At 66.0% G+C, this 25,683-nt stretch carries 20 protein-coding genes, 6 tRNA genes and 1 other RNA gene; 20 read left to right on the top strand and 7 right to left on the bottom strand.

Annotated elements, in window-relative coordinates:
* Positions 1-21: 21 nt before the first annotated feature.
* On the bottom strand, positions 22-2,457 hold the full coding sequence (locus tag AC5P6S_RS16460; protein WP_329750776.1) for a DNA-directed RNA polymerase: 2,436 nt from the start codon (positions 2,455-2,457) through the stop codon (positions 22-24).
* Between the two features lie 563 nt (positions 2,458-3,020).
* Between AC5P6S_RS16460 and tig the strand changes: the two genes are divergently transcribed.
* The 11 genes from tig (at position 3,021) to AC5P6S_RS16405 (ending at position 12,312) form a co-directional block, all read left to right on the top strand.
* Positions 3,021-4,316, top strand: coding sequence for a trigger factor (gene tig, locus AC5P6S_RS16455; protein WP_005408268.1), 1,296 nt, complete (start codon positions 3,021-3,023; stop codon positions 4,314-4,316).
* 76 nt (positions 4,317-4,392) lie between these two features.
* The gene (gene clpP / locus AC5P6S_RS16450) at positions 4,393-5,019 is read left to right on the top strand and encodes an ATP-dependent Clp endopeptidase proteolytic subunit ClpP (protein ID WP_004146318.1); all 627 of its coding nucleotides are present in this window, start codon (positions 4,393-4,395) and stop codon (positions 5,017-5,019) included.
* Between the two features lie 126 nt (positions 5,020-5,145).
* Positions 5,146-6,435, top strand: a complete 1,290-nt coding sequence (gene clpX / locus AC5P6S_RS16445; protein WP_004154600.1) for an ATP-dependent Clp protease ATP-binding subunit ClpX — start codon at positions 5,146-5,148, stop codon at positions 6,433-6,435.
* Positions 6,436-6,578: 143 nt separating this feature from the next.
* Positions 6,579-9,026 (top strand): endopeptidase La, encoded by a 2,448-nt coding sequence (gene lon, locus AC5P6S_RS16440; protein ID WP_012479268.1) that lies wholly within the window; start codon positions 6,579-6,581, stop codon positions 9,024-9,026.
* Between the two features lie 217 nt (positions 9,027-9,243).
* Positions 9,244-9,516, top strand: coding sequence for an HU family DNA-binding protein (locus tag AC5P6S_RS16435; protein ID WP_005408270.1), 273 nt, complete (start codon positions 9,244-9,246; stop codon positions 9,514-9,516).
* An 11-nt stretch (positions 9,517-9,527) separates the two neighbouring features.
* A tRNA-Val gene (locus tag AC5P6S_RS16430) sits at positions 9,528-9,602 on the top strand.
* 26 nt (positions 9,603-9,628) lie between these two features.
* Positions 9,629-9,705 (top strand) — tRNA-Asp (locus AC5P6S_RS16425).
* An 83-nt stretch (positions 9,706-9,788) separates the two neighbouring features.
* Positions 9,789-9,865: transfer RNA gene (locus AC5P6S_RS16420), tRNA-Asp, on the top strand.
* An 85-nt stretch (positions 9,866-9,950) separates the two neighbouring features.
* Positions 9,951-10,027 (top strand) — tRNA-Asp (locus AC5P6S_RS16415).
* Positions 10,028-10,133: 106 nt separating this feature from the next.
* Positions 10,134-10,210, top strand: a tRNA-Asp gene (locus AC5P6S_RS16410).
* A 146-nt stretch (positions 10,211-10,356) separates the two neighbouring features.
* Positions 10,357-12,312 carry a peptidyl-prolyl cis-trans isomerase gene (locus tag AC5P6S_RS16405; protein ID WP_005408271.1) on the top strand — a complete coding sequence of 652 codons (1,956 nt, stop codon included), beginning with the start codon at positions 10,357-10,359 and terminating at the stop codon, positions 12,310-12,312.
* A 212-nt stretch (positions 12,313-12,524) separates the two neighbouring features.
* Here AC5P6S_RS16405 and AC5P6S_RS16400 read toward each other — a convergent pair whose 3' ends face one another.
* Both AC5P6S_RS16400 and gloB read right to left on the bottom strand, forming a co-directional pair.
* Complete coding sequence (locus tag AC5P6S_RS16400) at positions 12,525-13,724, bottom strand: lytic transglycosylase domain-containing protein (RefSeq protein ID WP_044569572.1); 1,200 nt, start codon at positions 13,722-13,724, stop codon at positions 12,525-12,527.
* Complete coding sequence (gloB, locus tag AC5P6S_RS16395) at positions 13,721-14,485, bottom strand: hydroxyacylglutathione hydrolase (protein ID WP_005412427.1); 765 nt, start codon at positions 14,483-14,485, stop codon at positions 13,721-13,723. Before gloB ends, AC5P6S_RS16400 begins: the two co-directional genes overlap by 4 nt.
* A gap of 11 nt (positions 14,486-14,496) precedes the next feature.
* Here gloB and AC5P6S_RS16390 point away from each other — a divergent pair, with 11 nt between their 5' ends.
* From AC5P6S_RS16390 to dnaQ, 3 genes are read left to right on the top strand one after another with little or no spacing between them, the layout of a single operon-like run.
* Complete coding sequence (locus tag AC5P6S_RS16390) at positions 14,497-15,147, top strand: class I SAM-dependent methyltransferase (RefSeq protein WP_005408274.1); 651 nt, start codon at positions 14,497-14,499, stop codon at positions 15,145-15,147.
* A gap of 13 nt (positions 15,148-15,160) precedes the next feature.
* The gene (gene rnhA, locus AC5P6S_RS16385; protein WP_005408275.1) at positions 15,161-15,613 is read left to right on the top strand and encodes a ribonuclease HI; all 453 of its coding nucleotides are present in this window, start codon (positions 15,161-15,163) and stop codon (positions 15,611-15,613) included.
* Positions 15,614-15,617: 4 nt separating this feature from the next.
* Positions 15,618-16,349: a DNA polymerase III subunit epsilon gene (gene dnaQ / locus AC5P6S_RS16380; protein ID WP_005408276.1), complete on the top strand. Its 732-nt coding sequence runs from the start codon at positions 15,618-15,620 to the stop codon at positions 16,347-16,349.
* Between the two features lie 111 nt (positions 16,350-16,460).
* Here dnaQ and AC5P6S_RS16375 read toward each other — a convergent pair whose 3' ends face one another.
* Positions 16,461-17,165 carry a PP2C family protein-serine/threonine phosphatase gene (locus AC5P6S_RS16375; protein WP_005408277.1) on the bottom strand — a complete coding sequence of 235 codons (705 nt, stop codon included), beginning with the start codon at positions 17,163-17,165 and terminating at the stop codon, positions 16,461-16,463.
* 164 nt (positions 17,166-17,329) lie between these two features.
* On the opposite strand from AC5P6S_RS16375, the gene AC5P6S_RS16370 reads away from it, so the two are divergent.
* Positions 17,330-17,420: transfer RNA gene (locus tag AC5P6S_RS16370), tRNA-Ser, on the top strand.
* A 420-nt stretch (positions 17,421-17,840) separates the two neighbouring features.
* Here AC5P6S_RS16370 and AC5P6S_RS16365 read toward each other — a convergent pair.
* On the bottom strand, positions 17,841-20,855 hold the full coding sequence (locus tag AC5P6S_RS16365; RefSeq protein ID WP_495204675.1) for an autotransporter outer membrane beta-barrel domain-containing protein: 3,015 nt from the start codon (positions 20,853-20,855) through the stop codon (positions 17,841-17,843).
* Between the two features lie 292 nt (positions 20,856-21,147).
* On the opposite strand from AC5P6S_RS16365, the gene AC5P6S_RS16360 reads away from it, so the two are divergent.
* On the top strand, positions 21,148-21,552 hold the full coding sequence (locus AC5P6S_RS16360; protein ID WP_005408281.1) for a DUF6165 family protein: 405 nt from the start codon (positions 21,148-21,150) through the stop codon (positions 21,550-21,552).
* 78 nt (positions 21,553-21,630) lie between these two features.
* On the opposite strand, the gene AC5P6S_RS16355 is transcribed toward AC5P6S_RS16360, so the two are convergent.
* Entirely contained in the window at positions 21,631-22,677 is a 1,047-nt protein-coding gene (locus AC5P6S_RS16355; protein ID WP_495204674.1) for a glycosyltransferase family 9 protein, read from the bottom strand.
* 20 nt (positions 22,678-22,697) lie between these two features.
* Here AC5P6S_RS16355 and AC5P6S_RS16350 point away from each other — a divergent pair, with 20 nt between their 5' ends.
* The 3 genes from AC5P6S_RS16350 to AC5P6S_RS16340 are packed head-to-tail and all read left to right on the top strand — an operon-like array spanning position 22,698 to position 24,600.
* Positions 22,698-23,447, top strand: a complete 750-nt coding sequence (locus AC5P6S_RS16350; RefSeq protein ID WP_012479275.1) for a 3-deoxy-D-manno-octulosonic acid kinase — start codon at positions 22,698-22,700, stop codon at positions 23,445-23,447.
* Positions 23,447-24,214, top strand: coding sequence for an MBL fold metallo-hydrolase (locus tag AC5P6S_RS16345; RefSeq protein WP_005408284.1), 768 nt, complete (start codon positions 23,447-23,449; stop codon positions 24,212-24,214). Before AC5P6S_RS16350 ends, AC5P6S_RS16345 begins: the two co-directional genes overlap by 1 nt.
* Positions 24,211-24,600, top strand: a complete 390-nt coding sequence (locus tag AC5P6S_RS16340) for a nuclear transport factor 2 family protein (protein ID WP_005408285.1) — start codon at positions 24,211-24,213, stop codon at positions 24,598-24,600. Before AC5P6S_RS16345 ends, AC5P6S_RS16340 begins: the two co-directional genes overlap by 4 nt.
* A gap of 78 nt (positions 24,601-24,678) precedes the next feature.
* On the opposite strand, the gene ffs is transcribed toward AC5P6S_RS16340, so the two are convergent.
* An RNA gene (ffs, locus tag AC5P6S_RS16335) (signal recognition particle sRNA small type) lies at positions 24,679-24,775 on the bottom strand.
* 300 nt (positions 24,776-25,075) lie between these two features.
* Here ffs and AC5P6S_RS16330 point away from each other — a divergent pair.
* On the top strand, positions 25,076-25,393 hold the full coding sequence (locus tag AC5P6S_RS16330) for a DMT family transporter (protein ID WP_005408286.1): 318 nt from the start codon (positions 25,076-25,078) through the stop codon (positions 25,391-25,393).
* The last annotated feature ends 290 nt before the right edge of the window (positions 25,394-25,683 follow it).

Genomic DNA, 25,683 nt, shown 5'->3' with positions numbered 1-25,683 from the left:
CAATCGCCAAAGGGGGATGGACTAGGCAAAGAAATAGCGCGACTCCAGCACCAGGCTGAGGTCCAGGTCGCCATGCGGCGGGAGGGGTGGGAGTTTCTCTGCCGCTTCTGGCGGGAGCTGCTCGACGAGTTGCTGTCGGAAGTCGGCCAGTACGTCGCCGCTGTATTGATCGACGAACGCCTGTCGGAGTGCGGCGGCGAGAATTGCTGCCTGGCCCGCGTGCGTACCGTAGGAGTCGTGGATCATTGCGAACGACTCGATGCCGTTCTCTGCCGCGAGGCAGGTGGTCAGCATCATGTGGCTGGCATCGCAGGAGTGAACGAAGTTCGGGCTGATCCCGAGCGTCTGCCTGCGACGGTCGAGCTTAGTACCGCCGATGTTGACCACTAAATTCACCTCGCGGCCTCCGACGTGCGGCCGGATGCGGACGCCTTCCTCCTCGCGGTACTCCTGGAGGACCGGGAAGCCAGCGGGGGTCGTCCAGCTCACCGGCAGGTCGGCCGACGAGGCGACCTTGGAGGCGTCACGCAGCCAGTCCATCGCCGCGCGGGCTGCGATCACGACCTCGCCGATGCACTCCCACAGCAGGGTCGCCAGGTACTCGGCGGTCTCCCAATCGTCCTCCATGCCCAGCTTCTTGAACTTGGAGAGCACCTGGGCGCGCATGCCCGACTTCGTGACGCCGTAGGGCAGCGTCATCACCGGCTGCTTCACGATGTCGCGGGTGAGCTGGCCGTCCAGCTTGATCGCCAGCGGGTCGCCGCTCTCGGCACGGGCGCGCAGCTTCTCCTGGGCCACGTCCTTCACGCGCGAATAGATGTCGGCGGGCTTCGGCTGCGGGATCAGGTTGGTGGCTGCGCCGCCCACGGAGTCACGGAGCATGGCCGAGAAGTTCTGGAGGCCGTTGCAGGAGCCGTCGAGCGCGATGGGCAGATGGGAGACGTGATCGCGGCCGTTGAGGCTGTAGCCGAGCCACTCGAAGCACGCGGCCAGCGCGCAGAACGGGCTGTCTGCGTCCATCCAGAAGCGTTGGCCGTCCAGCGGATCGAGGGCGCTGTCGAGAATCTGCTCCTCGTGCTCGCGCACCCAGGCCACGCGCTCCTCGAACGACACCTTGTCCACGCCGAAGCAGTTGGCGACGTGGATGGCGAGCCAGTAGGCACCGTCCTCGCCGAGCGGCACGCCTTGGGCAAACGTCAGCAGGCCCTTGGCCGCATCATCACCCTGCGGGGTCAGCGTCGGGGGCAGGGGGTAGCACCGGCCGCGGAAGTCGAGGTTGTGCGGGAAGTAGATCGCGGGGTACTCGGCGAACTTCTCCGCCAAGGCGATCTTCTGCGCGGCGGCGAGGCGGGTGGACACGCTGCGCGCGTTGGCCTCGTAGACCTTGGCGCGGTCGCGCTTCCATTCCTTGAACTCGTCGGCGTGGTGCTCCTTGAAGTAATCCGGGTCGGTCTCCAGCAGGGCAGGGCGGCTCGGCAGGTCCATCAGCTCGCGCTCCGGCAGCCCGGCGACACCGCCGCCTGCGTTCCACAGCTCGCGCATGACCTCCAGGACGGGCACGTTCACCTTCCAGGCGGTTGCCTGGATGGCATTGAGGGCCTGGTAGACGTTGGGCATATCGACCAGCGCCAGCTCGCGCTTGTAGGCGCGGTTGCGGGTACGCACAAGGTCCGCCCGGCCGCCGATGTCGGTCAGGTAGCCGCCGTCGCGGGGCGTGGTCCACGGACGGGGCGGGACGACCATCGGCATCAGCACCGGCTGGTACAGGGCGGCGCTGTCGTGGGCCTTGGTCAGCCAGTCGAGCACCTTCTGATTCCCGGCGATGAGCAGGTGGCGCTTGCCGCGCTCGGCCACGGTGACCAGCTCGACCAGCCCGGTCGCCTCGACGAACAGCTCGATGAGCTTCATGCCCACCAGCAGCGCGTCCTTGTCGGACAGGTAGAGGCGCTTGTCGTCCTCGGGGGCGAACTCGGCGTCGGCGATGACGTGCCGCATGACGGCGGTGGAGTGCCGGGCCGAGGTGGACTTCTTGAGCTGCTCCTGGACCACCCGGTACAGGCCGGGGTGCTTCTCGCGGAGCAGGGAGAAGTTGATCTCGTTGGCGACCTCGTGGCCCAGGGTGATCGCCACGGACACCGCCTTGCGGTGATCGGCGACCAGCGCGTTGACGCAGGTGAAGCTGGTCAGATAGGCGAGGGCGTGGGGGTTCAGGTGGCGGATGAACTTGAGGGCGGCGTGGCGCTTGCCCGGCTTGCCGGTGTCGGCTTCGGCCACGAACGCCATGATCGCGGCGGCGGTGGCGTTGATGCTCTCCATGACCAGCTTGCGGCCGGGGCCGGTCTCGGCCTCCTGGCGCTGCTCCCTGATCTTCTCGTAGCGGGCAATGCCCAGGCTGGTGCTTTCCTTCTCCAGTTCGAGCTGGGCGGCGTGCAGGTCGTTCTCTTGCCAAGTCGTCATCGTTTGCCCTCGGGGGATGCAAAAGTCAAAACGGGAGGACCGCACCGGGGGCTGCCCGGTACGGTCCTGAGTGGTTCGGTTGTTGGTCCTGGGTGGACCTATGTGGAACTGTAGTAGTCCTCGGTGGTGAACAGCAATGAGTAGTTCTGAATGGTTGTCCTAGGAGGAGGTCCGCCGAAGATGACCACTTTATTCGGCGTCACCTGGTGTCACCTGTCGTGGCACCTGGCGTCACCTATATGTCACCCGAAGCGTCACCTGATAGACTGGAACGCTGTAAGTTGTTGAGTGGTCAGCACTAATCGGCAGGGGCTTCGGGATTTAGGTTCCAGTGCCGCAAGGCGTGGGGGTTCGAGTCCCCCCTTTCGCACCAGTGCCGGCCTGTCCCCCGCCCTGATCGGGCCCCGCTGCCCCCCTTGACCGGCACGCGCTGGCAGTGCAGGCCGAATTGGGCGAAACTAAAGGGCTGCGGCAAGCAGGCGCGTCCCAGACGTCGTGTCCTTACAACCGTTTCATCCCAATCATCGAGCCGGGGGCGTGGGCCACCGGTGGCAGGAGTCAACATGCAAGCTTCGATCGAATCCACCGGCAACCTGGAACGCCGCCTGAGCTTCTCGCTGCCGGAAGACCGTCTGCAGAGCCACATCGTCGGCCGCCTGGGCGAAATCGCCCGTACCACCCGCATCAAGGGTTTCCGTCCGGGCAAGGTGCCGGCCAAGGTGATCGAGCAGCGCTTCGGCGCGCAGGTCCGTGGCGAGGCGCTGGACGGCCTGCTGCGCGAAACCTTCGACGCGGCCGTGCGCGAGCACGATCTGCGCATCGTCGGCAGCCCGCGCATCGACAAGGGCGACGAGGGTGAATTCTCCTTCGTGGCCACCGTGGAAGTGGTGCCGGACTTCGGCGACATCGACGTCAGCAAGCTGACTGTCGTGCGCCACACCGCCGAGATCACCGACGCCGACATCGACCAGATGATCGAGAACCTGCAGAACCAGCGTCGTACCTGGGCCCCGGTCAGCCGTGGCGCGCAGGACGGTGACCTGGTCGCGGTGGAAACCTGGTCGCAGGCCGGTGAAGAGCGCCTGCCGGCCGAAGGCACCGAGAAGGGTTCGATCGTGCTCGGCCAGGGCATGATGTTCGAGACCATTGAAAAGGGCCTGGTCGGCCTGGCCAAGGGCGAAGAGAAGACCCTGGACGTCGAGTTCCCGGCTGACTGGCGCGTGCCGGTGCTGGCCGGCAAGACCGTGCAGGTCACCGTCAAGGTCGCCGAAGTGTCCGAGCCGGTCGTGCCGGCGGTCGACGAAGCCTTCATCAAGAGCTTTGGCGTGAAGGGTGGCGATGTGGAGCAGTTCCGCAGCGACATCCGCGCCAACCTGGAGCGCGAGCTGAAGGGCGCCCTGATGAACCGCCTGCGCCGCGAAGTGGGCGAGCAGCTGATCGCCGCCTATTCCTCGGTGGAAATGCCGCCGCGCCTGGTCGAGAACGAAGCCCGCGCCATGCTGGCCCAGCAGGTCGAGCAGATCCGCCGCAACGGCCAGAACGTCGGCGAGATCCCGGCCGATGCCCACGAAGGCTTCAAGGAAGCGGCCGCCAAGCGCGTGCTGGTCGGCCTGCTGGTCGGTGAAGTGGCCCGCATCAACGACCTGCGCCTGGAAGCCAAGCGCCTGAACGAAACGATGCGTCTGATCGCTTCGACCTACGAAGAGCCGGAGCAGGTCATTGAGATGTACCGCAACGACCCCCAGCTGATGTCTGGCCTGCAGAACCGTGTGATGGAAGAGCAGGTGATCGACTGGATCGCCGAGCGTGCCCAGCACACCGAAGAGAAGCTGTCGTTCCAGGACGCGATCCGCCAGTAAGCCCGGGCGGATCACCGGATGCCCCGTGCCTTTGCCGGCGCGGGGTTGTTGCCCCCCAAGATAGGTACCTCACGTAATGGACAACCGAACCAAAGCCCTGAACCTGGTTCCGATGGTGGTCGAGCAGACCAGCCGCGGCGAGCGTGCCTACGACATCTATTCGCGCCTGTTGAAGGAGCGCCTGATCTTCCTCGTGGGCCCGATCGACGATCACATGGCCAACGTGGTGGTGGCGCAGTTGCTGTTCCTGGAATCGGAAAACCCGGAAAAGGACATCAACATCTACATCAACTCGCCGGGTGGCGTGGTCACCGCCGGCATGGCGATCTACGACACCATGCAGTACATCAAGCCGAATGTGAGCACTACCTGCATCGGCCAGGCTGCCTCGATGGGTGCCCTGCTGCTGGCCGCGGGCGAAGCCGGCAAGCGCTATGCGCTGCCGAACTCGCGCGTGATGATCCACCAGCCGCTGGGTGGCTACCAGGGCCAGGCCACCGACATCGACATCCACGCGCGTGAGATCCTGACCCTGCGTTCGCGCCTGAACGAGGTGCTGGCCAAGCACACCGGCCAGTCGCTGGAGACGATCGCCCGCGACACCGAGCGCGACAACTTCAAGAGCGCCTTCGAGGCGCAGGCCTACGGTCTGGTCGACCAGGTCCTGGAGCGTCGTCCGGATGAGTCGATCCAGGCCGGTTGACCGGCCTTCACGGGGCCATGGAGGCCTCGTTCCTGCAGGGTCGGGCGGGACTGGTGTCCCCTCGGCCCTGTGCTATTCTCGAATCGAACCCCCGTTCAGCGGGTGGGGTAACTGGGTAAGCGAAGCATGAGCGAAGACCGCCAAGGTCGTTCCACGGACACCGGCAAGATCCTCTACTGCTCTTTCTGCGGCAAGAGCCAGCATGAAGTGCGCAAGCTGATTGCGGGTCCGAGCGTGTTCATCTGTGATGAATGCGTGGAGCTGTGCAACGACATCATCCGCGAGGAGCTTGAGGAAAAGGCGCAGTCGGCGCGCAGTTCGCTGCCGAAGCCGCGCGAGATCCTCGAGGTGCTCGACCAGTACGTGATCGGCCAGAACCGCGCCAAGCGCACCCTGGCCGTGGCCGTGTACAACCACTACAAGCGCATCGAGAGCCGGCAGAAGAACGACGACGTCGAACTGGCGAAGTCGAACATCCTGCTGGTCGGCCCGACCGGTTCGGGCAAGACCCTGCTGGCCGAGACCCTGGCCCGCCTGCTCAACGTGCCGTTCACCATGGCCGACGCCACCACGCTGACCGAAGCCGGTTACGTGGGTGAGGACGTGGAGAACATCATCCAGAAGCTGCTGCAGAAGTGCGACTACGACGTCGAGAAGGCGCAGCAGGGCATCGTCTACATCGATGAAATCGACAAGATCTCGCGCAAGAGCGAGAACCCGTCGATCACCCGCGATGTGTCCGGCGAAGGCGTGCAGCAGGCCCTGCTGAAGCTGATCGAAGGCACCGTGGCCAGCGTTCCGCCGCAGGGCGGCCGCAAGCACCCGCAGCAGGAATTCCTGCAGGTGGACACCAAGAACATCCTGTTCATCTGCGGCGGCGCGTTCGCCGGGCTGGACAAGGTGATCCAGGCCCGTTCCACCGACGTCGGCAGCATCGGCTTCGGCGCCAAGGTGAAGAGCAGCGAGCGCAAGCAGGAAGTGGGCAAGGTGCTGGCCGAAGTCGAGCCGGAAGACCTGATCAAATTCGGCCTGATTCCCGAGTTCGTCGGCCGCCTGCCGGTGGTGGCGACCCTGGAGGAGCTGGACGAGCCGGCCCTGATCAAGATTCTGACCGAGCCGAAGAACGCCATCACCAAGCAGTTCAAGAAGCTGTTCGAGATGGAGAACGTCGAGCTGGAGTTCCGCCCGGACGCGTTGTCGGCCATTGCCCGCAAGGCGCTCAAGCGCAAGACCGGTGCCCGCGGCCTGCGCACCATCGTCGAATCGGTCCTGCTGGACACCATGTACGACCTGCCGTCGCAGGAAAACGTCAGCAAGGTGGTGGTGGACGAGTCGGTGATCGAGCACAAGTCCGAGCCGTACCTGATCTACCAGACCCCAGCGGCCCCTGAACAGAAGGCCGCAGGCGCCGAGTGATCCTTCCAGGTTGTTGATTGGAAAGGATTTTCAAGGAATGCCTTGCATCTGAAAGCCGATGGCCCCATAACGGGGCCATCGGCTTTTTTTGTCTCCGGAAGATGCCCTCCCGGAGGCGGTTTTCCCCCTTCCCTGGAGCCCCCATGGCCCGTTCCCCAAGTGAAACCCTCGACCTGCCGGTCCTGCCGCTGCGCGACGTAGTGGTGTTCCCGCACATGGTCATCCCGCTGTTCGTCGGCCGTGACAAGTCCATGCACGCGCTCGAACAGGCAATGGAGGCGGACAAGCGCATCCTGCTGCTGGCGCAGAAGTCGGCCGAAACCGATGACCCGCATGCGGCCGACCTCTACCAGGTCGGTACGCTGGCGCAGGTGCTACAGCTGCTGAAGCTGCCCGACGGCACCATCAAGGTGCTTGTCGAAGGACTGTCGCGCGTACAGGTCACCCACGTCGACGAGCGCAACGGCTCGCTGCACGGCCAGGCGGTGGAGATCGAGGCCACTGACGAGCGCGAAGCGCGCGAGGTCGAGGCCATCGCCCGCTCGCTGATGTCGCTGTTCGAGCAGTACGTCAAGACCAACCGCAAGCTGCCGCCGGAGCTGTTGCAGACGTTGTCGGGCATTGATGAGCCGGCGCGCCTGGCCGACACCATCGCCGCGCACATCAGCGTGCGCCTGGCCGACAAGCAGCGCCTGCTGGAAACGCTGGCCGTGGGCGACCGCCTGGAAATGCTGGTCGGCCTGGTCGACGGCGAGATCGACGTGCAGCAGATGGAGAAGCGCATCCGCGGCCGCGTGAAGTCGCAGATGGAGAAGAGCCAGCGCGAGTACTACCTCAACGAACAGATGAAGGCCATCCAGAAGGAACTGGGTGACCTGGACGACGCACCAGGCGAGCTGGAAGAACTGGCCCGCAAGATCGCCGAAGCCGGCATGCCGAAGGCCGTTGAAGCCAAGGCGCGCAACGAACTGAACAAGCTCAAGCAGATGTCGCCGATGTCGGCCGAAGCCGCGGTGGTGCGCAACTACCTGGAGTGGCTGCTGGGCGTGCCGTGGAAGAAGCGCAGCAAGGTGCGCAAGGACCTGAAGGCCGCGCAGGACACCCTCGACGCCGACCACTACGGCCTGGAGAAGGTCAAGGAGCGCATCCTTGAATACCTGGCGGTGCAGTCGCGCGTGAAGCAGATGAAGGGCCCGATCCTGTGCCTGGTCGGGCCGCCGGGCGTGGGCAAGACTTCGCTGGGCCAGTCCATCGCCAAGGCCACCAACCGCAAGTTCGTGCGCATGTCGCTGGGCGGCGTGCGCGACGAGGCCGAGATCCGTGGCCACCGCCGTACCTACGTCGGTTCGATGCCGGGCCGCATCGTGCAGAACCTCAACAAGGTCGGCAGCAAGAACCCGCTGTTCGTGCTCGACGAGATCGACAAGATGTCGATGGACTTCCGTGGCGATCCGTCTTCGGCGCTGCTGGAAGTGCTCGATCCGGAGCAGAACAACGCGTTCAACGACCACTACCTGGAAGTGGACCTGGACCTGTCCGAAGTGATGTTCGTGGCCACCTCGAACTCGCTCAACATTCCCGGCCCGCTGCTGGACCGCATGGAAGTGATCCGCATCCCCGGCTACACCGAGGATGAGAAGCTCAACATCGCCACCCGCTACCTGGTGCCCAAGCAGGTCAAGGCCAACGGCCTGCAGCCGGAAGAGCTGGAGATCGGCAGCGATGCCATCCAGGACATCGTGCGCTACTACACGCGCGAATCGGGCGTGCGCAACCTGGAACGCGAGATCGCCAAGATCTGCCGCAAGGTGGTGAAGGAGATCGCGCTGGCCGGCCCGCAGCCGGTGAAGGCGAAGAAGGGCGCGAAGAAGAAGGCGCTGGTGAGCGTGTCCAGCAAGAACCTGGACAAGTACCTGGGCGTGCGTCGCTTCGACTTCGGCCGTGCCGAGGAAGAGAACGAGATCGGCCTGGTCACCGGCCTGGCCTGGACCGAGGTCGGCGGCGATCTGCTGCAGATCGAATCGACGCTGGTGCCGGGCAAGGGCCAGCTGATCCTGACCGGCCAGCTCGGCAACGTGATGAAGGAATCGGCTTCAGCGGCGCTGTCGGTGGTGCGTTCGCGCGCGGTCGGCTTCGGCATCGACAGCGACTTCCTGCAGAAGCACGACGTGCACCTGCACGTGCCCGATGGCGCCACCCCGAAGGACGGCCCGAGCGCCGGTGCGGCAATGGTCACCTCGCTGGTGTCGATGCTGACCAAGGTGCCGGTGCGTGCCGATGTGGCGATGACCGGCGAGATCACCCTGCGTGGTCGCGTCACCGCCATCGGTGGCCTGAAGGAAAAGTTGCTGGCGGCACTGCGTGGCGGCATCCGCACGGTCATCATCCCGGAAGAGAACCGCAAGGACCTGGCCGACATTCCGGCCAACGTCACCCGCGATCTGAAGATCGTCCCGGTGAAGTACATCGAAGAGGTCCTGGACCTGGCGCTGGAGCGTCCGTTGGCACCGAAGAAGGCGCGCAAGAGTGCGCAGCGTGTCACGGTGCGCAGCAAGGCCAAACCGAGTGGAAGCGCGCGCGTCAAGCATTGACGCGCGCTGTCCAATGGCCCGAAACCCGCGTCATTGCTGGCTTTCCAGCTTGCGTGGGGGTAGGGCCACTGGTATAAAAGCAGCACTCGCGAATGAGTGATCGCTGTCAGCGATGACTGAATCGGCGAACCGTTTCCACATGGTGGCCGCATGCAGAAGGCATGCGGTTGCTTCCCTGTCGAATAAGCGGAACCCACCGCCAAAGGAGTTGTAGAGAATGAACAAGACCGAATTGATCGATGCCGTTGCTGAAGCTGCCGACCTGACCAAGGCCGAGTCCAGCCGCGCTGTCGATGCCGTCGTTGCTGCCATCACCAAGGCGCTGAAGGACGGCGATGCGGTCACCCTGGTTGGCTTCGGTACCTTCCAGGTCCGCGACCGTGCTGCACGCACCGGCCGCAACCCGAAGACCGGCGACACCATCAAGATCGCTGCTTCGAAGAATCCGTCGTTCAAGGCTGGCAAGGCCCTGAAGGATGCTGTAAACTAAGCGGCTCGCTGGGGTGCTTAGCTCAGCGGTAGAGCGTCTCCTTTACACGGAGAGGGTCGGGGGTTCGAAACCCTCAGCACCCACCACAGCACCGCGGTAAAAGTTTGAGTGTGGAGCGGTAGTTCAGCTGGTTAGAATGCTGGCCTGTCACGCCGGAGGTCGCGGGTTCGAGTCCCGTCCGCTCCGCCATTCAACGAGGCCTCCGGCCAAAAGCTGGAGGCTTTGTTTTCTTCCCGGTCCAGGCCGGCTGGAAAGCAAAAAAGCAACAATGCGGAGCGGTAGTTCAGCTGGTTAGAATGCTGGCCTGTCACGCCGGAGGTCGCGGGTTCGAGTCCCGTCCGCTCCGCCACTACATCGAGGCCCCCGGCCTGAAGCCGGGGGCCTTGTCTTCTCCCCGGAAGGTTCGGGAAGAAGGCGAAAGGTTTTGCAAGAACGGAGCGGTAGTTCAGCTGGTTAGAATGCTGGCCTGTCACGCCGGAGGTCGCGGGTTCGAGTCCCGTCCGCTCCGCCATTGCAGAATTCTTAAGTCCCTGTGAAAAAACTTTGAAAAAAGTGTTCACCGGGCTGGGTTTCCAGGGAGTCTTCGGATATACTGGGCGCCTGCAAAGTTTCAGCGCGGAGCGGTAGTTCAGCTGGTTAGAATGCTGGCCTGTCACGCCGGAGGTCGCGGGTTCGAGTCCCGTCCGCTCCGCCAACTCTAAAAGCCCTCGGCGCAAGCCGGGGGCTTTTTCTTTGTGCCGTCGGAAGCGGTGCGCAGGCCACGCCGGTGCTGCTTTTGGTCCCTGCGACGAAGCGGGTTACACTGCCGGGCTCGCCAATCAGGCCTTGTGATTCCTCACCATGCTGCAGAAACTCCGCGACAAGACCTCAGGCTGGATCGTCACCGTGATCCTGGGGCTGCTGATGATTCCGTTCCTGTTCGTGATCGACAACAGCTACCTCGGTGGCGTTGGCGCACAGAACGTGGCCAAGGTTTCCGCGCCGCCGACCTGGTGGCGTTCGGCACCGTCGTGGTGGCCGGTGCGCATGCTGTGGCAGCACCATGAGATCAGCGCGCAGGATTTCCGCACCCGCTTCGAGCAGGAGCGCATGCGTGAGCGCCAGCAGCAGGGCGAGAATTTCGACCCGCGCGCGTTTGAAAGCACCGAAAACAAGCTGGCCGTGCTCGATCAGCTGATCGACGAACAGGTCGTGCGCCTGGTCGGCGAGCAGGCCGGTGTCGTGATCGGCGATGGCGCGGTGCGCGAGTACATCGCCACCATCCCGGCCTTCCTCGATTCGAACGGCAAGTTCAACGAGAACAACTACCGGCTGGCGCTTGCCGGTGGCAATCCGCCGCGCACGCCGACCCAGTTCCAGGAACTGGTGCGTGAGAGCCTGCAGCAGTCGGTGATCCCGTCGGGCCTGCAGAACTCGGGCTTCGTTACCCAGTCCGAGACCGAGCGCCTGCTGAAGCTGCTGGGCGAGACCCGCGATGTCGAACTGGCCGCGCTGCCGGAAGTGCCGGCCGATACCGCGCCGGTGACCGACGCGCAGATCAAGCAGTGGTACGACAGCCATGGCAAGGACTTCCGCCAGGCCGAGAGCGTTTCGCTCGAGTACGTCGAGATCAATGGTGCGAACCTGCCGGCACCGACCGCCGCCGACGAAGCCACCCTGCGCAAGCGCTATGAAGACGAGAAGGCGAAGTTCACCACGCCGGAGCAGCGCCAGGCCTCGCATATCCTGATCACCGGCGACGGTGCCGAAGCCAAGGCGAACAAGATTGCCGCCGAAGCCAAGGCCGCCGGCGCCGACTTCGCTGCACTGGCCAAGGCCAACTCGGAAGACCCGGGTTCGAAGGGCCAGGGTGGTGACCTGGGTTGGGTCGAACGCGGCGCGATGGTCAAGCCGTTCGAAGATGCGCTGTTCGCTGCCAAGGCCGGTGACGTGATTGGTCCGGTCAAGACCGAGTTCGGCTATCACATCATCAAGGTTGCTGCGGTCCGTGGCGGCCAGGGCAAGTCCTTCGAGGAAGTGCGTGACACGCTGGCTGCCGAGCAGCTGAAGGCCGACGGCGAGCGCGGCTTCAACGAACTGGCCGGCCGTCTGGTCGACGCCATCAACAAGAGCCCGAGCGATCTGGCTGCCGCGGCCAAGGAAGTGAACCTGCCGCTGCAGACGCTGGGCCCGATCACCCGTGCCACCGCCAGTGGCATCGCCGCTGACCCGGGCGTGCTGCGTGCCGCCTTCTCCGACGTGCTCGTGCAGGACGGGACCGCCAGCGACCCGATCGCGCTGGGCGGCGCGACCAACCACAGTGTGGTCATCCGCGTGGCCGCACACACCCCGGAACAGGCCATGCCGCTGGACAAGGCGCGCGAGCAGGTGATCGCTGCGATCCGTGCCGACCGTCAGCGCCAGGCCAGCGACAAGGCGGCCGATGCCGTGCTGGCCAAGCTGAAGGCGGGCGCCACCCTGCAGTCGCTGGCGGCCAGCGAGAAGCTGCAGCTGAGCCCGATGCCGGGCCTGCCGCGCAGCCAGCCGGTACCGACGCCGGAAATCAACCGCGCGATCTTCAGCGCGCCGGTGCCGGCCGATGGCAAGCCGAGCTACGGCAAGGTCGATGTCAACGGCCATGCGTTGCTGTTCGCGGTGAACAAGGTGAACCCGGGCGACGTGAAGGAAGTGACCGCCGAGCAGCAGAAGCAGCTGAAGGACCAGCTGAGCCAGATCGATGGCATGGCTGCGGCCAAGGCCTATGTCGAGGCGATGCGCAAGAAGTTCGTGATCCAGACCACCGAAGCGAACCTGTAAGCCTCGCGGCGGGCAGGATCGAAGAAGGCCCGGCAATGCCGGGCCTTTCTTTGTCTTCGCGTCGTTTGTGGCGCGCTTGGCCTCTGGTAGTGGTCGAGCTTGCTCGACCGCCTTTTGTAAAGTCGAGCCGTGCTCGACTGCATCCGCTGGGCGCAGGCATGAAAAAGCCGAGCATGGGCTCGGCTCTATACGGGAGGCGCTTGGCCTGTGCGTCAATCCTCGACGCGCAGCACCGCGCCAGGCTTCAGCACGCTGCTGCCGCTCAGGCCGTTCAGCGACAGCAGGGCCTTGACCGGCATGCCGTAGCGGCGGGCGATGGTCCAGGCCGACTCGCCATCACGCACGGTGTGGCGGCGGCTGCGCGGACGGTCGGCGATCGCGGCGACGGTTCTGGTGACCTGCGGCGTCGGTACAGCGGCCGCCACCGGTGCGGTGGTGGCGACCAGCGCGGTCGCTGCCTCCGCTACCGTCGCATTTGCGGCCGAGACCGGCGCCAGCACGCGGGTGGTACCCGAGGGGCGGCCACCGGAGGCCAGGGCCGGGTTGAGGCGGGCGATCCTGGCAGGGTCCAGGGCGCGCTGTGCGGCCCACTGCTGCACGCTGGTGCCCGCAGGCAGGGTGTGGTCCTTCAGCACCGGCACGGTGCGGTCCAGCGAGGCCATCACGCCAGGCTGGTCTTCCACGTCTTCCAGCACGCAGGCCAGGGCATGCAGCTTCTCGACGTAGGCATGGGTGACCGGCGACAGGCCGGGCAGCGCCGAAGGCTTGGCGTTCTGCGCGTTCATGCCAGCCTTGCGCATGGACTGCAGCACGCGGTACTCGCCGGCGTTGTAGGCCATCGTGGCCAGGCGCCAGTCGCCGCCGAACATGCCGTGCAGGGTCTTCAGGTAGCGCACTGCGGCCTGGGTCGAATCGACCGCCGACAGGCGGCCGTCATAGCCGTTGGTCATCGGCACGCGATGGTTGCGCGCGGTGGTGGCGATGAACTGCCACAGGCCGGTCGGGCCGCTGCCATTGCGGGCATTGGGCCGGTAGCCGCTTTCCACGAAGGGAATCAGCGCGAACTCGGTGGGCAGGTCGGCCTTGCGCAGCTCTTCGACCACGTAGCCGAACAGCACCAGCGCATCGTCATCCTGGTTGGCCAGGCGCGAGGGGGCGTGGGCGAACTGCTTCTGCCAGCGCGGGCTGGTGGCCTCGGCGTCGCAGCTGGGTTCGGCCAGGCCGTCGCGGAAGCTGGTGAAGATCTCCTGGCCGTTGCGCACCGAAGCGGCGGGCAGCGCAGCCGGATCCAGCGGCAGGGCCGCAGCGGCGGTCAGGTTCTGGCTGATGCCGGCGCCCAGCGACTGTGCGCCCGCGGTTCCGGCCAGCCCCAGGGCAAGGCCCAGGGCCAGCGGCAGACTTCGGCGCATCATGCGCGGAAGCCGTCTTTCCAGTGCCGGAGACCGGCCATCACGTCGACGTCGTCAACGACGTCACGGCCCAGGTGTGCCGAGACCGACGCACGGATCGGCGCCGCGTGCACACGCAGGAAGGGATTGCAGTCGAATTCGTTGGCCAGGGTTACCGGCAGGGTGGAACGGTCATCGCGGCGCATGGCCAAAGCCTCCTCTTGGCGCTGCCACAGGGCAGCGTTGGCGGGGTCGACATGCCGCGCGAAGACGGCATTTGACACGGTGTACTCGTGGGCGCAACAAAGCAGCAGTTGCGCGGGCAAGGTACCCAGCTTGCGCATCGATGCCAGCAGCTGGGACGGCGTACCTTCGAACAGACGTCCACAGCCCAGGCTGAACAACGAATCTCCGCTGAAAAGATGTTCAGCAGTGTGAAACGCGATGTGGCTGCGGGTATGCCCGGGCACGGATAGTACGTGGAACGTCCGGCCCAGTGCCTGAACGCGTTCACCTTCGCCGACGCGTTCGGTGGCCGTGGGGATGCGCTCTTCGACCGGCGCGATGACCCGTACACCGGGAAAACGAGCCTGCAGTGCGGGCACGCCACCGATGTGGTCGTCGTGGTGGTGGGTGAGCAGGATCGTGTCCACGCGCAGGCCCTGATCGGCCAGTGCGAGCACTGGCGCGGCATCGCCGGGGTCGACGACCACGGCAGTGCCATCGTCGGCGATCAGCGTCCAGATGTAGTTATCCGCAAATGCGGGCAGGGCAGTCAGTCGCATAGAATTGGACCATGCCCGCGCTGCAGAGCACCCGTCAAGCGAGCCAGACCCCGTGGTTCGACAGTGAGCCGGCGGCGGCGCTGCGCGTTCTGGAACGGCAGTTGCTGCTTCCGCAGCTGTCGGCGCTGCCCGCGCAGCCCTGGCTGTGGATCGCGCCGAGTGCGGCCTGGCTGGAGGATGCGCAGCTGGGTGGGCGCGGCCTGCGCCTGTACCGGCAGGGGGCGGGACCGGGCTATGACGGCGATACCCGCTGCGGGCTGCCCTTGCCCCTGGCCAACGAGAGCGTCAATGCGATCGTGCTGCAGCATGTCACCACCGGCGATGCCGACCTGCTGCTCGACGAGTGCGAGCGCGTACTGATGCCGGGCGGCCATCTGTGGCTGAGCAGCCTCAATCCGTTCAGCCCCTACCGCACGCACTGGCGGCAGCATGGGCTGGTGGTGCGTACGCCGCAGCGGATCCGCCTGCTGCTCGGCCGCCATGGCCTGGAGTGCGACGATATGCGCTACCTCGGCCCGCTCTGGCGCGGTGCCGGCAGCCGTCGCCCGGGGGGCTGGGCGCCATTGCGCGCGGCCTGCCTGTTCCATGCGGAGAAACGCACGCTGGCCCTGCCCGGGCCGAAACCGCTGCCGGTGCGCTGGCACGGCACCGTTGCTACCTGATTCTGGAGCTGTATTGAAAACCATCGAAATCCACACCGACGGATCCTGCCTCGGCAATCCCGGCCCCGGCGGCTGGGCTGCGTTGCTGCGCTACAAGGGCCACGAGCGCGAGCTCAGTGGCGGTGAAGCGCACACCACCAACAACCGGATGGAGCTGATGGCGGCCATTTCCGGGCTGGAGACGCTGACCGAGCCGTGCAACATCGTGCTCTACACCGACTCGCAGTACGTGCGGCAGGGCCTGACCCAGTGGATGCCCGGCTGGATCCGCAAGAACTGGAAGACCGCTGGCGGTGATCCGGTGAAGAACCGCGAGCTGTGGGAGCGCCTGCACGCGGCCACGCTGCGGCACCAGATCGACTGGCGTTGGGTGAAGGGTCACTCCGGCGACCCGGACAATGAGCGGGTGGATACCCTGGCCCGCAACGCGGCGATCCAGATCCGCGACGCCAGCCCGGTAAACTGAGCCCATGCGTCAGATCATCCTCGATACCGAAACCACCGGCCTGGAGTGGAAGAAGGGCAACCGCATCGTCGAAATCGGCTGCGTGGAGCTGTTCAAGCGCCGCCCGACCGGCAACAACTACCACCAGTACATCAAGCCGGACTGCGAGTTCGAACAGGGCGCGCAGGAAGTCACCGGCCTGACCCTGGAGTTCCTCGATGACAAGCCTGAATTCGCGCAGATCGCCGATGAGTTCCTGGCGTTCATCGATGGCGCCGAGCTGATCATCCACAACGCGGCGTTCGACCTTGGCTTCCTCGACAACGAGTTGTCGCTGCTGGGGCCGCAGTACGGAAAGATCGCCGACCGCTGCACGGTCATCGATACCCTGGCGATGGCGCGTGAGCGCTTCCCGGGCCAGCGCAACTCGCTGGATGCGCTGTGCAAGCGGCTGGGCGTGGACAACTCGCACCGTGCGCTGCACGGCGGCCTGCTCGATGCGCAGATCCTCGGCGATGTCTATATCGCACTGACCTCGGGCCAGGAAGAGATCGGCTTCGGCCTGGGCGATGACGATGGCGGCGGTGCCGGCGCGGCGTTGCAGGCTTTCGATACCAGCAAGCTGCTGCCGCGTCCGCGCGTAGTGGCTACGCCGTCGGAACTGGAAGCGCACGCTGCGCGGCTGGAACGGCTGCGCAAGAAGGCCGGCCACGCACTGTGGGATGGCCCGAAGGTGGAAGAGCCCGCCAGCGCGTAATACATCGAGGTAGTGCCGGCCGCTGGCCGGCATCGTCCTGATACGAGGTTCCCCGGGTGAGCCGGCCAGCGGCCGGCACTACCGCCTCCACGCATGGCGTGGCTGTACCGGTTAATGGCAGCGCACCAGGATCACGCTGATGTTGTCACGGCCACCGCCATCGAGTGCGGCGGCGACCAGCGTATCCACGCATTCCTGCGCGCTGGCATCTTCGAATGCCAGGGTGCGGGCGATGCCGCGGTCATCCACTTCCTCGGTGAGACCGTCACTGCACAGCAGCAGCTGCATGCCCGGACGCAGCTCACCACTGGTGGTGGCCACGTTCAGGTGGGCTGGATCGGTCACGCCCAGTGCCTGGGTGACCACGTTGCGATGCGGATGCGCGCGTGCCTGTTCGGCGGTCAGGTTGCCCTGCGCGACCAGTTCCTGCACCACGCTGTGGTCCTGGCTGAGCTGCGCCAGCTGGCCGTCGCGCCACAGGTAGGCGCGGCTGTCGCCGACCCAGGCCACTTCATAGCGGTTGCCCTGCACACGCGCGGCGACCACGGTGGTGCCCATCGGCAACGTGTCGTTGCGCCGGCGCGAGGCGCGGATGATCTCTTCGTCGGCAGTGCGGATGGCCTGTGCCAGCGGTGCTCCGCGGCGGATCTCGCGCACGATGGTTTCGCGTGCCAGTGCACTGGCCACTTCGCCGCAGGCATGCCCGCCCATGCCGTCGGCCACCAGCCACAGGGCCAGCTCGCTGTCACCGTAGTAGGTGTCCTCGTTGAGCTCGCGGCGCATGCCGGGGTGGGTGAGGTGTCCGAATTCGATCATGGTAGGCAGGGCGGGGTATTGCCGGGGAGACAGGCATCATCGGGTGGCCGCAGGCATCCGGCAAGGCATGTGCCCAGGAAATTTTCAGTTCGTTGGCCGGAATGACTTGTCGTCGGCCTCACTTCCTCGTATGATGCGCGTCCCCGGTCCGCCGGGGACCACCCGGAGAGGTGGCAGAGTGGTTGAATGTACCTGACTCGAAATCAGGCAGGCGTTTATAGCGCCTCGGGGGTTCGAATCCCCCCCTCTCCGCCAGATAAAAGAAAAGGGCTGCCGAAAGGCAGCCCTTTTCTTTTATCTGGCGCGGGACGCGACGCGCGTTTCGCGCGCCGCCCCACACGTTGCGTCGCAACGCGTGGGCCCCTCCCTTTGCCTGCCTCTCCCCGCCCCTATCGGGGCAGCCCCTCAACAGAGGGGCTTGTTCCACCCGGCGATTCCCTGTGTGGCGGATGCAAGTCATTGCTTGGATGAGTTCGGTGATCATCCCCTTGACTGGAGAGGGCTGCCGAAAGGCAGCCTTTCTTCTTTCATCAGGCGCGGGAACGCGACGCGCGTTTCGCGCGTCGCCCGACACGTTGCGCCGCTCGTTGCCCGCTGGGTGCATCCACGCACGGCGTGGAAGGCAAGGCCATTCGCACAGGGCGGGGATCCATGCCCTGTGCGAATGGCGTGTGCTCAGAACGTGTAGCCCAGCCCCAGCTGTATGCCGTTCTGGGTCTGGCCATCGCGCCGCTCGCCCACGTAATCAACCATCACCGACAGGCGCTTGCTGGCACGGCTGGTCACGCCCAGGTTCCAGGTCAGGACCTGCTCACCGACGGGCTGGCTGCTGGCACTGAACAGCAGGTCCGGGGCGGCGGCGAAGCCGTTGCTGTAGCGGGCCTGGGTATCGCCCAGCTCCTTCTGCCAGACCACGCGGGCCCGCGGGGTGATGCGCTCGCCGTTGTTGCCGTCGAAGGTCTTGAACAACTGCAGGCCGGCGCCTACGCGGATGCTTTCCAGGCTGCCACTGCGGCCGATGAGTGCGGCTGCGTGCTGACCTTCGTTGAAGTGCGTGGCCGAGGTGCGCATGTAGTCGATCACCGGCAGCAGCGGCTGTATCACCAGGCCGTTGCCGGTGGTGAACGAGAACGCATGCTCCACGCGCGCGGAAATCGCGTCGTTGCTGTACTTCGCACGCAGCGGTGCCTGCAGGCCCTCGATCCCCTCGATGCTGCGACGGGTATCGTGGCGAAGATCGGTGTAGCGGACAGCGGCGGACAGGTAGCCGCGCGAATAGAGCGCGTCCACGTAGCCGCCGATATCCAGCGCGCGGACATCGCCGCTGAATCCTGCACCTTCGCTGGACCTGGTCGACATGTCGGCCGCGGCAAGGCTCACGCCCAGTGTCACACGGTCGTCTGCCAGGCGGGTATCGGCACCAAGTGCGATGCCGCCGATGGTGTGGCTCAGGCCGGCGACGCCGGCATCACCCTCGATACGGCCGTGGCTGCCGAAGCCCCGCGCCCAGAAGCTGCGGTTGCGTCCGGCGTCGCCCGCCTCACTGCCCGCATCCGCCGGTGCGACCAGGTGCATCGCCAGCTGGTTGAACAGGCGATTGCCGGTCATCGCAGATTGTGCCGAGGCCGTCTGTGCGGCCTGTGCAGCCAGGCCGTCCGCATCGCCACCGCTGCGTGATGCTGCCTGGTGCTGCTGCACGACGTTGCCGATGCTGCCGACCAGTGCGGTATCGGCCAGGCGCAGGCTGGCATGCGCGTCGCCGCGCAATGCTCCCGCCTGGCGCGCGATGTCATCGCGGTCAGCGAACTGCAGGGCACCCAGCAGTCCGCTCATCGAGGAGGTGCGCTGCGCAGCGGCCTGTTGCAGTGCGATGCCCAGACCGTCGCCGGATGCGGCGTTGCCGAACAGGCGTGTGTCGTCGAAGGACGGATTGGCGGTCAGCCACAGGCCGCTGCCGGTCTGGTTGACGGTGAAGCTGAGCAGTGAATTGTGGCGAGGGCGGAATACGGCGCCGGGAGCGGTGAGGTCCACCGCGCTGCCGGCCTCGCCACTGCGCTCGACGTACTGGAAGCGCCCTTCGATGAAGTCCGACACCGGCGCCGCGCGGGTCAGGGTATCGGGCGTGGCGGTGCGGCACCACAGGCCAGCGTACTCACCGTTCGACGGGCTGCAGGGGGCGATGGGCAGCTGCAGGGCGCTGGCATCCACCTGGGTCCCCACCAGGTGGTTCTGCTGCCCGGCCGGGAAGAACGCCTGCTTGACGTCCAGCGTCAGCCTGGCGGTGGGGGCAATGCTCAGCACGGCGCGGTTGATGTTGCCGAACAGGTTGTAGTCACCCGCCTGCCGGTCCTCATCGACCAGGAAGTAGCGGGCTTCTTCCAGCGTCAGTGCCGGTGCAGTGCGCTGGCTGTCGACCTGGAAGGCCAGGTTCGCACCGTCATTGAGGTTGATGTAGCGACCCTTGCCGATCCGGAAGCGCTCGCTGGTGAACACGTCGTCGCCACCCGGCGCGAGTGCTTCCAGCGAGTAGGGGCGCATGACGATGCCGGACGGCGCGAGCGTTCCGCCCTCGTTGATGTCGATCGTGGCATTCAATGAACCGTGCCCGGTCAGCACGCCGCCGCGTTCGATCACGGTCAGGCTGCGCAGTGCGCCCTGCTGCAGTTCGATGCGCCCGCCATTGCGGGCGCCGATGGCTTCGGCGTGGTGGATCCAGCCATTCTGCTGCAGGCGCAGGGTGCCGCCATCGGCGACCACATACTGGGCGGCGGAAGCGGTATCCAGCGACCAGACCCCGCCCTTGCCGATACGGATCACACCGAAGGCGTCGTCCAGCCGGATGTCCGGGGCCGATTGCTGGAAGTAGCGCAGGTTGGCCAGCGCATTGGTGTAGCGCCCGCGCACGGCCAGGTTCGGATTGAGGTCTCCGCTCACGTCCTTGTCGACGGAAAGCACGTCGCCGGTCTGGACGTAACCGGCTTCGGTGACGACGCGATCACTGTAGAAGGTCACACCGGGATACGCGGTGCAGTTGCCTGCCGCGCTCTGGTCGCGGGTCGGGCAGAAGCGCGTGGCCACGGCCGCCACGTTCGGGTCGAAGTAGCGCAGGAAGCCCGACTGCTGGGTCAGTTCATAGTGCGCCTGGACGATGCGCGCTTCGATGACCGCGAAGTCGGTCGGGCCGAACATGTCCCGGTAATACTTGATGTACTTGTCCTGCCCCGGGTAGAGGGTAGGACCGTTCGGGCCGGATTCGCCATGGATGCCCAGCACCGTCTCCGTGTAGTTGCCGTGCGTCGGCAGCAGGCCGAACTGCGTGACCTTGCGCTTCACGCCGGCAACGAAGGCGTCGGCGCAGGCCGAGTAGCAGCCGCCGTCCAGTACGGTATCCAGCCCGTGCTGGCGGATGATGGCACCCATGCCCACGCCACCGGAGGCGGCCCCGCCCGGCGAGTTGCGGAACACCACCTGGCGCAGCGGCGTACCCCGGGCCTGCGCGGCCAGGATGTAGGCCTCCAGCGTCTGCGGATCGGTCGCCAGTACGTTGCCGGTGTAGTAGAGCGTGTCTCCATTCACGTGGAACGCACTGGCATGGGCCTGCGGCGAGGCAGCGATGCCGAGAAGTGCTGCAACAAGGGCACTGCCGAGGACGGTGGCGCGACGGGTGGGGAGGGCGGGATATCGATGCATGCGGAGTTCCACGGAAAGGAGTGAAGTGCGGTTGCCGCCCCTTTTTCGCTGCATGAACACGCTGATGCGGCGTGGTTTCAACACGTTGCGGCGTGGGCAGGGCGGGTCGCGCGCGCTCGGCCGTTGGACTGGCCGGGCGAGGAGGGCGACAGGCCGCCTCTCCAGACCGCTAACGCAGCTGCGGGGGGATCTCCCCCAGTCATCGCGCTCGGCTGACCCTGCAGGCGCCGGGGCGCAGCGTTTGCGCCGCGCGGGTTACCATGTATGCATCACCTGCTGGAGCCTTCCCCCCATGAGCGCTGAAATCCTTGTCCCCGTGTCCTTCGGCGAGCTGCTGGACAAGATCTCGATCCTGCAGATCAAGTCCGAGCGCATCAGCGACGAGGGCAAGCTGGCCAACGTGCGCAGGGAGCTGTCGGCGCTGGAGCAGACCTGGATGGCGCACCCGGCGGCGGTGAAGGACATCGCCAAGCTGCGTGCCGAGCTGAAGGCGGTCAACGAGCAGCTGTGGGACATCGAGGACGACATCCGCCTGAAGGAAAAGGCGCAGGCGTTCGACCAGGGCTTCGTCGACCTGGCGCGCAGCGTCTACCTGCGCAACGACGAGCGTGCGCGCATCAAGAAGGCGATCAACCTGGCGCTGGGCTCGGCGTACGTGGAAGAGAAGTCCTACCAGGATTACGCGCAGCGCGCGTAATCCCTGCGGCCAAAAAGGGGAGGTGCACGCCACGCGTGGATGAAACCGCTGGGCGCAGGCCAACGCCCGGCCGGCCAATTACCCCAGATGATCGGCCACGTAACGCTCGAAAGCCGCAATGCCGTCTTCGACAGTGATCAGTTCCATCACATCGTCGAACTCGATCTTGGTGCCCCATTTCAGATCGGCAGCCTGCTTGGCCAGGTACTTGCGTGCGGCGTCGTCGTAGCGGTCCACGCAGTAGCGGCGGTCCGAGTACGGTCCGCTGCGGTTCGGGTTGCTGGCCGCATGCAGGCCCAGCACCTTGGCGCCCATCGCGTTGGCGATGTGCATCGGGCCCGAGTCCGGAGTCATCACCAGGTTGGCGCGGGCAAGCAGGGCAGGCAGCTGCTTCAAGGTGTCCTTCCCGACCAGGTCCAGCGCCGGCGTGAGCAGTTGTGCCTGGATGGCATCGGCCATGCTGCGCTCCAGTTCGCTGCGGCCACCGCACAGCACCACCTGCCAACCACGCTGCGCGGCGTGGTTGGCCACGGCTGCATAGCGGTCTGCATACCAGTTGCGGCGCACGTGGCTGGAACAGGGCGAGATCATCAGCACCGGGCGCCCATCGTCCTGCCATTGCGCAGCGGCCCAGTCATATGCGGACTGGGGCACGGCCAGGTCCCAGCTGACCTCGGTCTGGCGCAGGCCCAGCGGCTCGCAGAAGCTGCCGATGGCATCCAGCACATGGACGCGGGGGCGGTCGGGAATGCGCTCGTTGATGAAGAGCCCGTGCAGGTCCTTGGAACGGCTGCGGTCGTAGCCGATGCGTCGCTCGGCGGGAATGAACGCCGACAGCAGGTTGGCGCGGAACGCCACCTGCATCTGCAGCAGCGCTTCAAAACGCCCCGGTGGCAGCTGTTTGCGCAGCTCCTTGACCCCTGCCATGCCGCTCTTCTTGTCGTAGGCGTGGAAGGTGACGCCGGGCAGGCCATCGAGCAGTTTGTGGCCGACCTTGTCGATGATCCAGTGGATCGGCGTGTCCGGACGCGCAGCCTGCAGGGTGCGCACCAGGGGCACCACGTGGGTGACATCGCCGAGTGCGGACAGGCGCAGGAGGCACAAGGAGGAGGACGCTGATGCCATGTGTTGTTAGACTCAATGAAATGGTCGCATTCGACGCCAATGAAGCGCTGACGCCATGCCGCGAGGGTCGCGGCATCGGGGCCATTCTGTTCGACCGCGAGCGGCTGCGGCAAGCCGAGGTTGGCCTGTTCTCGCCCCAGCACTGGGGCAGCAAGGCCCGGCCGGTCGGCGAGGGCGGCCGCGGCAGCGCCTGGTTCATCGATGCGCCGTTCGGCGCCAGCGTGCTGCGCCACTACCTGCGCGGCGGCCTGGCAGCGAAGATCAGCCATGACCAGTACCTCTGGCGTGGCTCGGACCGGACCCGGAGCTTTGCCGAATTCCGCCTGATGCGCGCCCTGCGCGAGAAGAAGCTGCCGGTGCCCAGGCCGATCGCCGCGTACTACATGCGCGAAGGCCTGCGCTACCGGGCGGCAATCCTGATGGAGCGGATCGAGGGCGTGCGCTCGCTGGCCGACCGTGCGCTGGTCGCCGGACGGGGCGCGCCCTGGGAAGAGACCGGGCGGCTGATCGCCCGCTTCCACCGTGCCGGCCTGGACCATGCCGACCTCAACGCGCACAACATCCTGTTCGATGGCAACGGCCATGGCTGGCTGATCGACTTCGACCGTGGGGTGATCCGCATTCCGGCCACCGCCTGGCGCGAACGCAACCTCAAGCGCCTGCTGCGCTCGCTGATCAAGCTGCGCGGCGAGCGCAGCGTGGAGGACGTGCAGAAGGACTACGCGCGGCTGAGGCGCGCCTATGACATGGCCTGGAACCGGGGCACCTGATGGGCTGGTCGTTGCGTTTCCTCGGCGTCGGCAACGCGTCGGCGGTCGAGCTGGGGTCGCCGATGTCGGTGATCGAGCGGGACGGGCGGCCATGGCTGACGATCGACTGCGGCGGCGAAGGCCTGACCGCGTTCAAGGCGCACTATGGGCACATGCCGCAGGCACTGTTCGTCACCCATGTGCACCTGGATCACGTGGCCGGTTTCGAGCGGCTGTTCGTCGATACCTTCTTCAGCACGCAGCGCCGCGGCAAGGTGCGCCTGTATGTGCCTGCCACCGTGGTGCCGCTGCTGCACAAGCGCATCGGTGACTACCCGAACGTGCTGGCCGAGGGCGGTGCCAACTTCTGGGATGCGTTCCAGTTGATCGTGGTGGGCGAGGCGTTCTGGCACGAGGGCGTGCGCCTGGAAGTATTCCCGGTACGCCACCACTGGCCGGAGACGGCCTACGGCCTGCGCCTGCAGGGCGCGCTGACCTGGAGTGGTGATACCCGGCCGATTCCGGAGATGCTGGCCCGCTTCGCCAATGACAACGAACTGATCGCCCACGACTGCGGCCTGCACGGCAATCCGTCGCATACCGGTGTGGACGACCTGGAGCGCGAGTACAGCGCGGAACTGCAGGCGCGGATGATGCTCTACCACTACGCCAGCGTGGCTGATGGTGTGGCGCTGGCCGCGCGCGGCCACCGCGTGGCGCAGCCGGGGCAGTGCGTGCCGCTGGCAACCCCGACTGCACCGCACGTGCTGGCGCAGGATCCGCCGTGAGCGGTGCCGGCCAGCCCGCCGACGCGGCGCTGGCCGCCGAGCTGGAGGTGCTGGAGCGCGCGCTGCATGCGCCTGCGGTGCGGGCCGATCCTGAGCGCCTTGACGCATTGCTGGACGAGGATTTCAGCGAGATCGGCAGTTCCGGGCAATGCTACGGCCGTGATGCAGCCTTGCAGGAGATCCCGTTGGAGCGCGCGCAGGTGCTGATCGAATCGGAACAGTACGCGGTGTGGTTGCTGGCCGACGGTCTGGCCCAGGTGCGTTATCGCAGCCGCCATTACCTCGACGGCCAGCCGCAAGGCTGGGTGCTGCGCAGCTCGCTGTGGCGCCGGCACGGGGATGGATGGCGCATGCTGTTCCACCAGGGCACGCCCGAGGCACGGTAGGACCGGGCCATGTCCGGCGAAAGGCGCCAACCAGGGTTGGCACCTGCCAGGGGCGGGGCGTCGCCGGAAAAGGCGATGGCCCCGCCGGCTGACCTCGGCGCCCGCGTCGATCGATACCGTTGCTGCCTTCCGGCCCTGGCGGGGTTTTCGACCTAGCGTCGCGAGGGGCCGACGGGGCCACCATAGAGACGTCGGCCGCCCGGAGGGCAGCCAGTTCACGGACCAGGGGAAGCAGCGCGCGATGCGCCAGAGACCACAGCCGGACTGCGCATCGGCTGGCCGATGGCAGACGCGTAGTCTAGCGCAGGCAGGTGCATCGACGCCAGCTTCACGCGCTGAATCCGCTGTAACCCGTTCCCGCCCATGGCGGCCCGGGCCACCCGCCGTTGCTAGAATGCCGGCCAGGAGGAACGGCCTCCCCCACATCGGGAATCAAAGACCAGGACGGCCTGGCCCTACCAAGAGGAGGGCCGTCATGGCCTGGATCTATCTGTTGTTCGCCGGCCTGCTGGAAATCGTCTGGGCCGTGTCCATGAAGCAGTCCGAAGGCTTCACCAAGCTCACCCCCACCGTGGTCACGATCGTCGGCATGATCGCCAGCTTCTGGTTGCTGGCGGTGGCCATGCGCAGCCTGCCGCTGGGCACCGCCTATACGATCTGGACCGGCATCGGCGCGGTCGGTGCGTTCGTGGTTGGCATCGTGTTCCTCGGCGAGCAGGTCAGCCCGATGCGGATCGGTGCAGCGGTGCTGATCGTTTCCGGCCTGGTGCTGATGAAACTCTCGAGCAGCTGAATGATTTACTTATGGCGGGGAAAGGAATCTCCGCTTCCAGCAGGTATATGCATTTTCGGCAAGACCATTTTGTCCGCCCGTTTTATTTGACGTACGTCATGAAAATAACGAGCGTGATTCACATGCCACTGGCACCGACGGTCGCACAGTGCCGCCATTCGTCGGGCGAAACCGGGGAGTTTTCGCCTTGAGGGACACGCTGTCGTACCTGTCGCCGGGTGCGACGGCGTGAAGATGTGAAGATTTTCAGGAGTTAATGCCTTCAAACCTTGTTTCCGCATCGGGAGCCG

This window comes from Stenotrophomonas sp. YJH_SMC_119 (assembly GCF_059368315.1).
The sequence above is the reverse complement of the archived record's forward strand: the minus strand, read 5'-3'. Positions and strand labels throughout refer to the sequence as shown.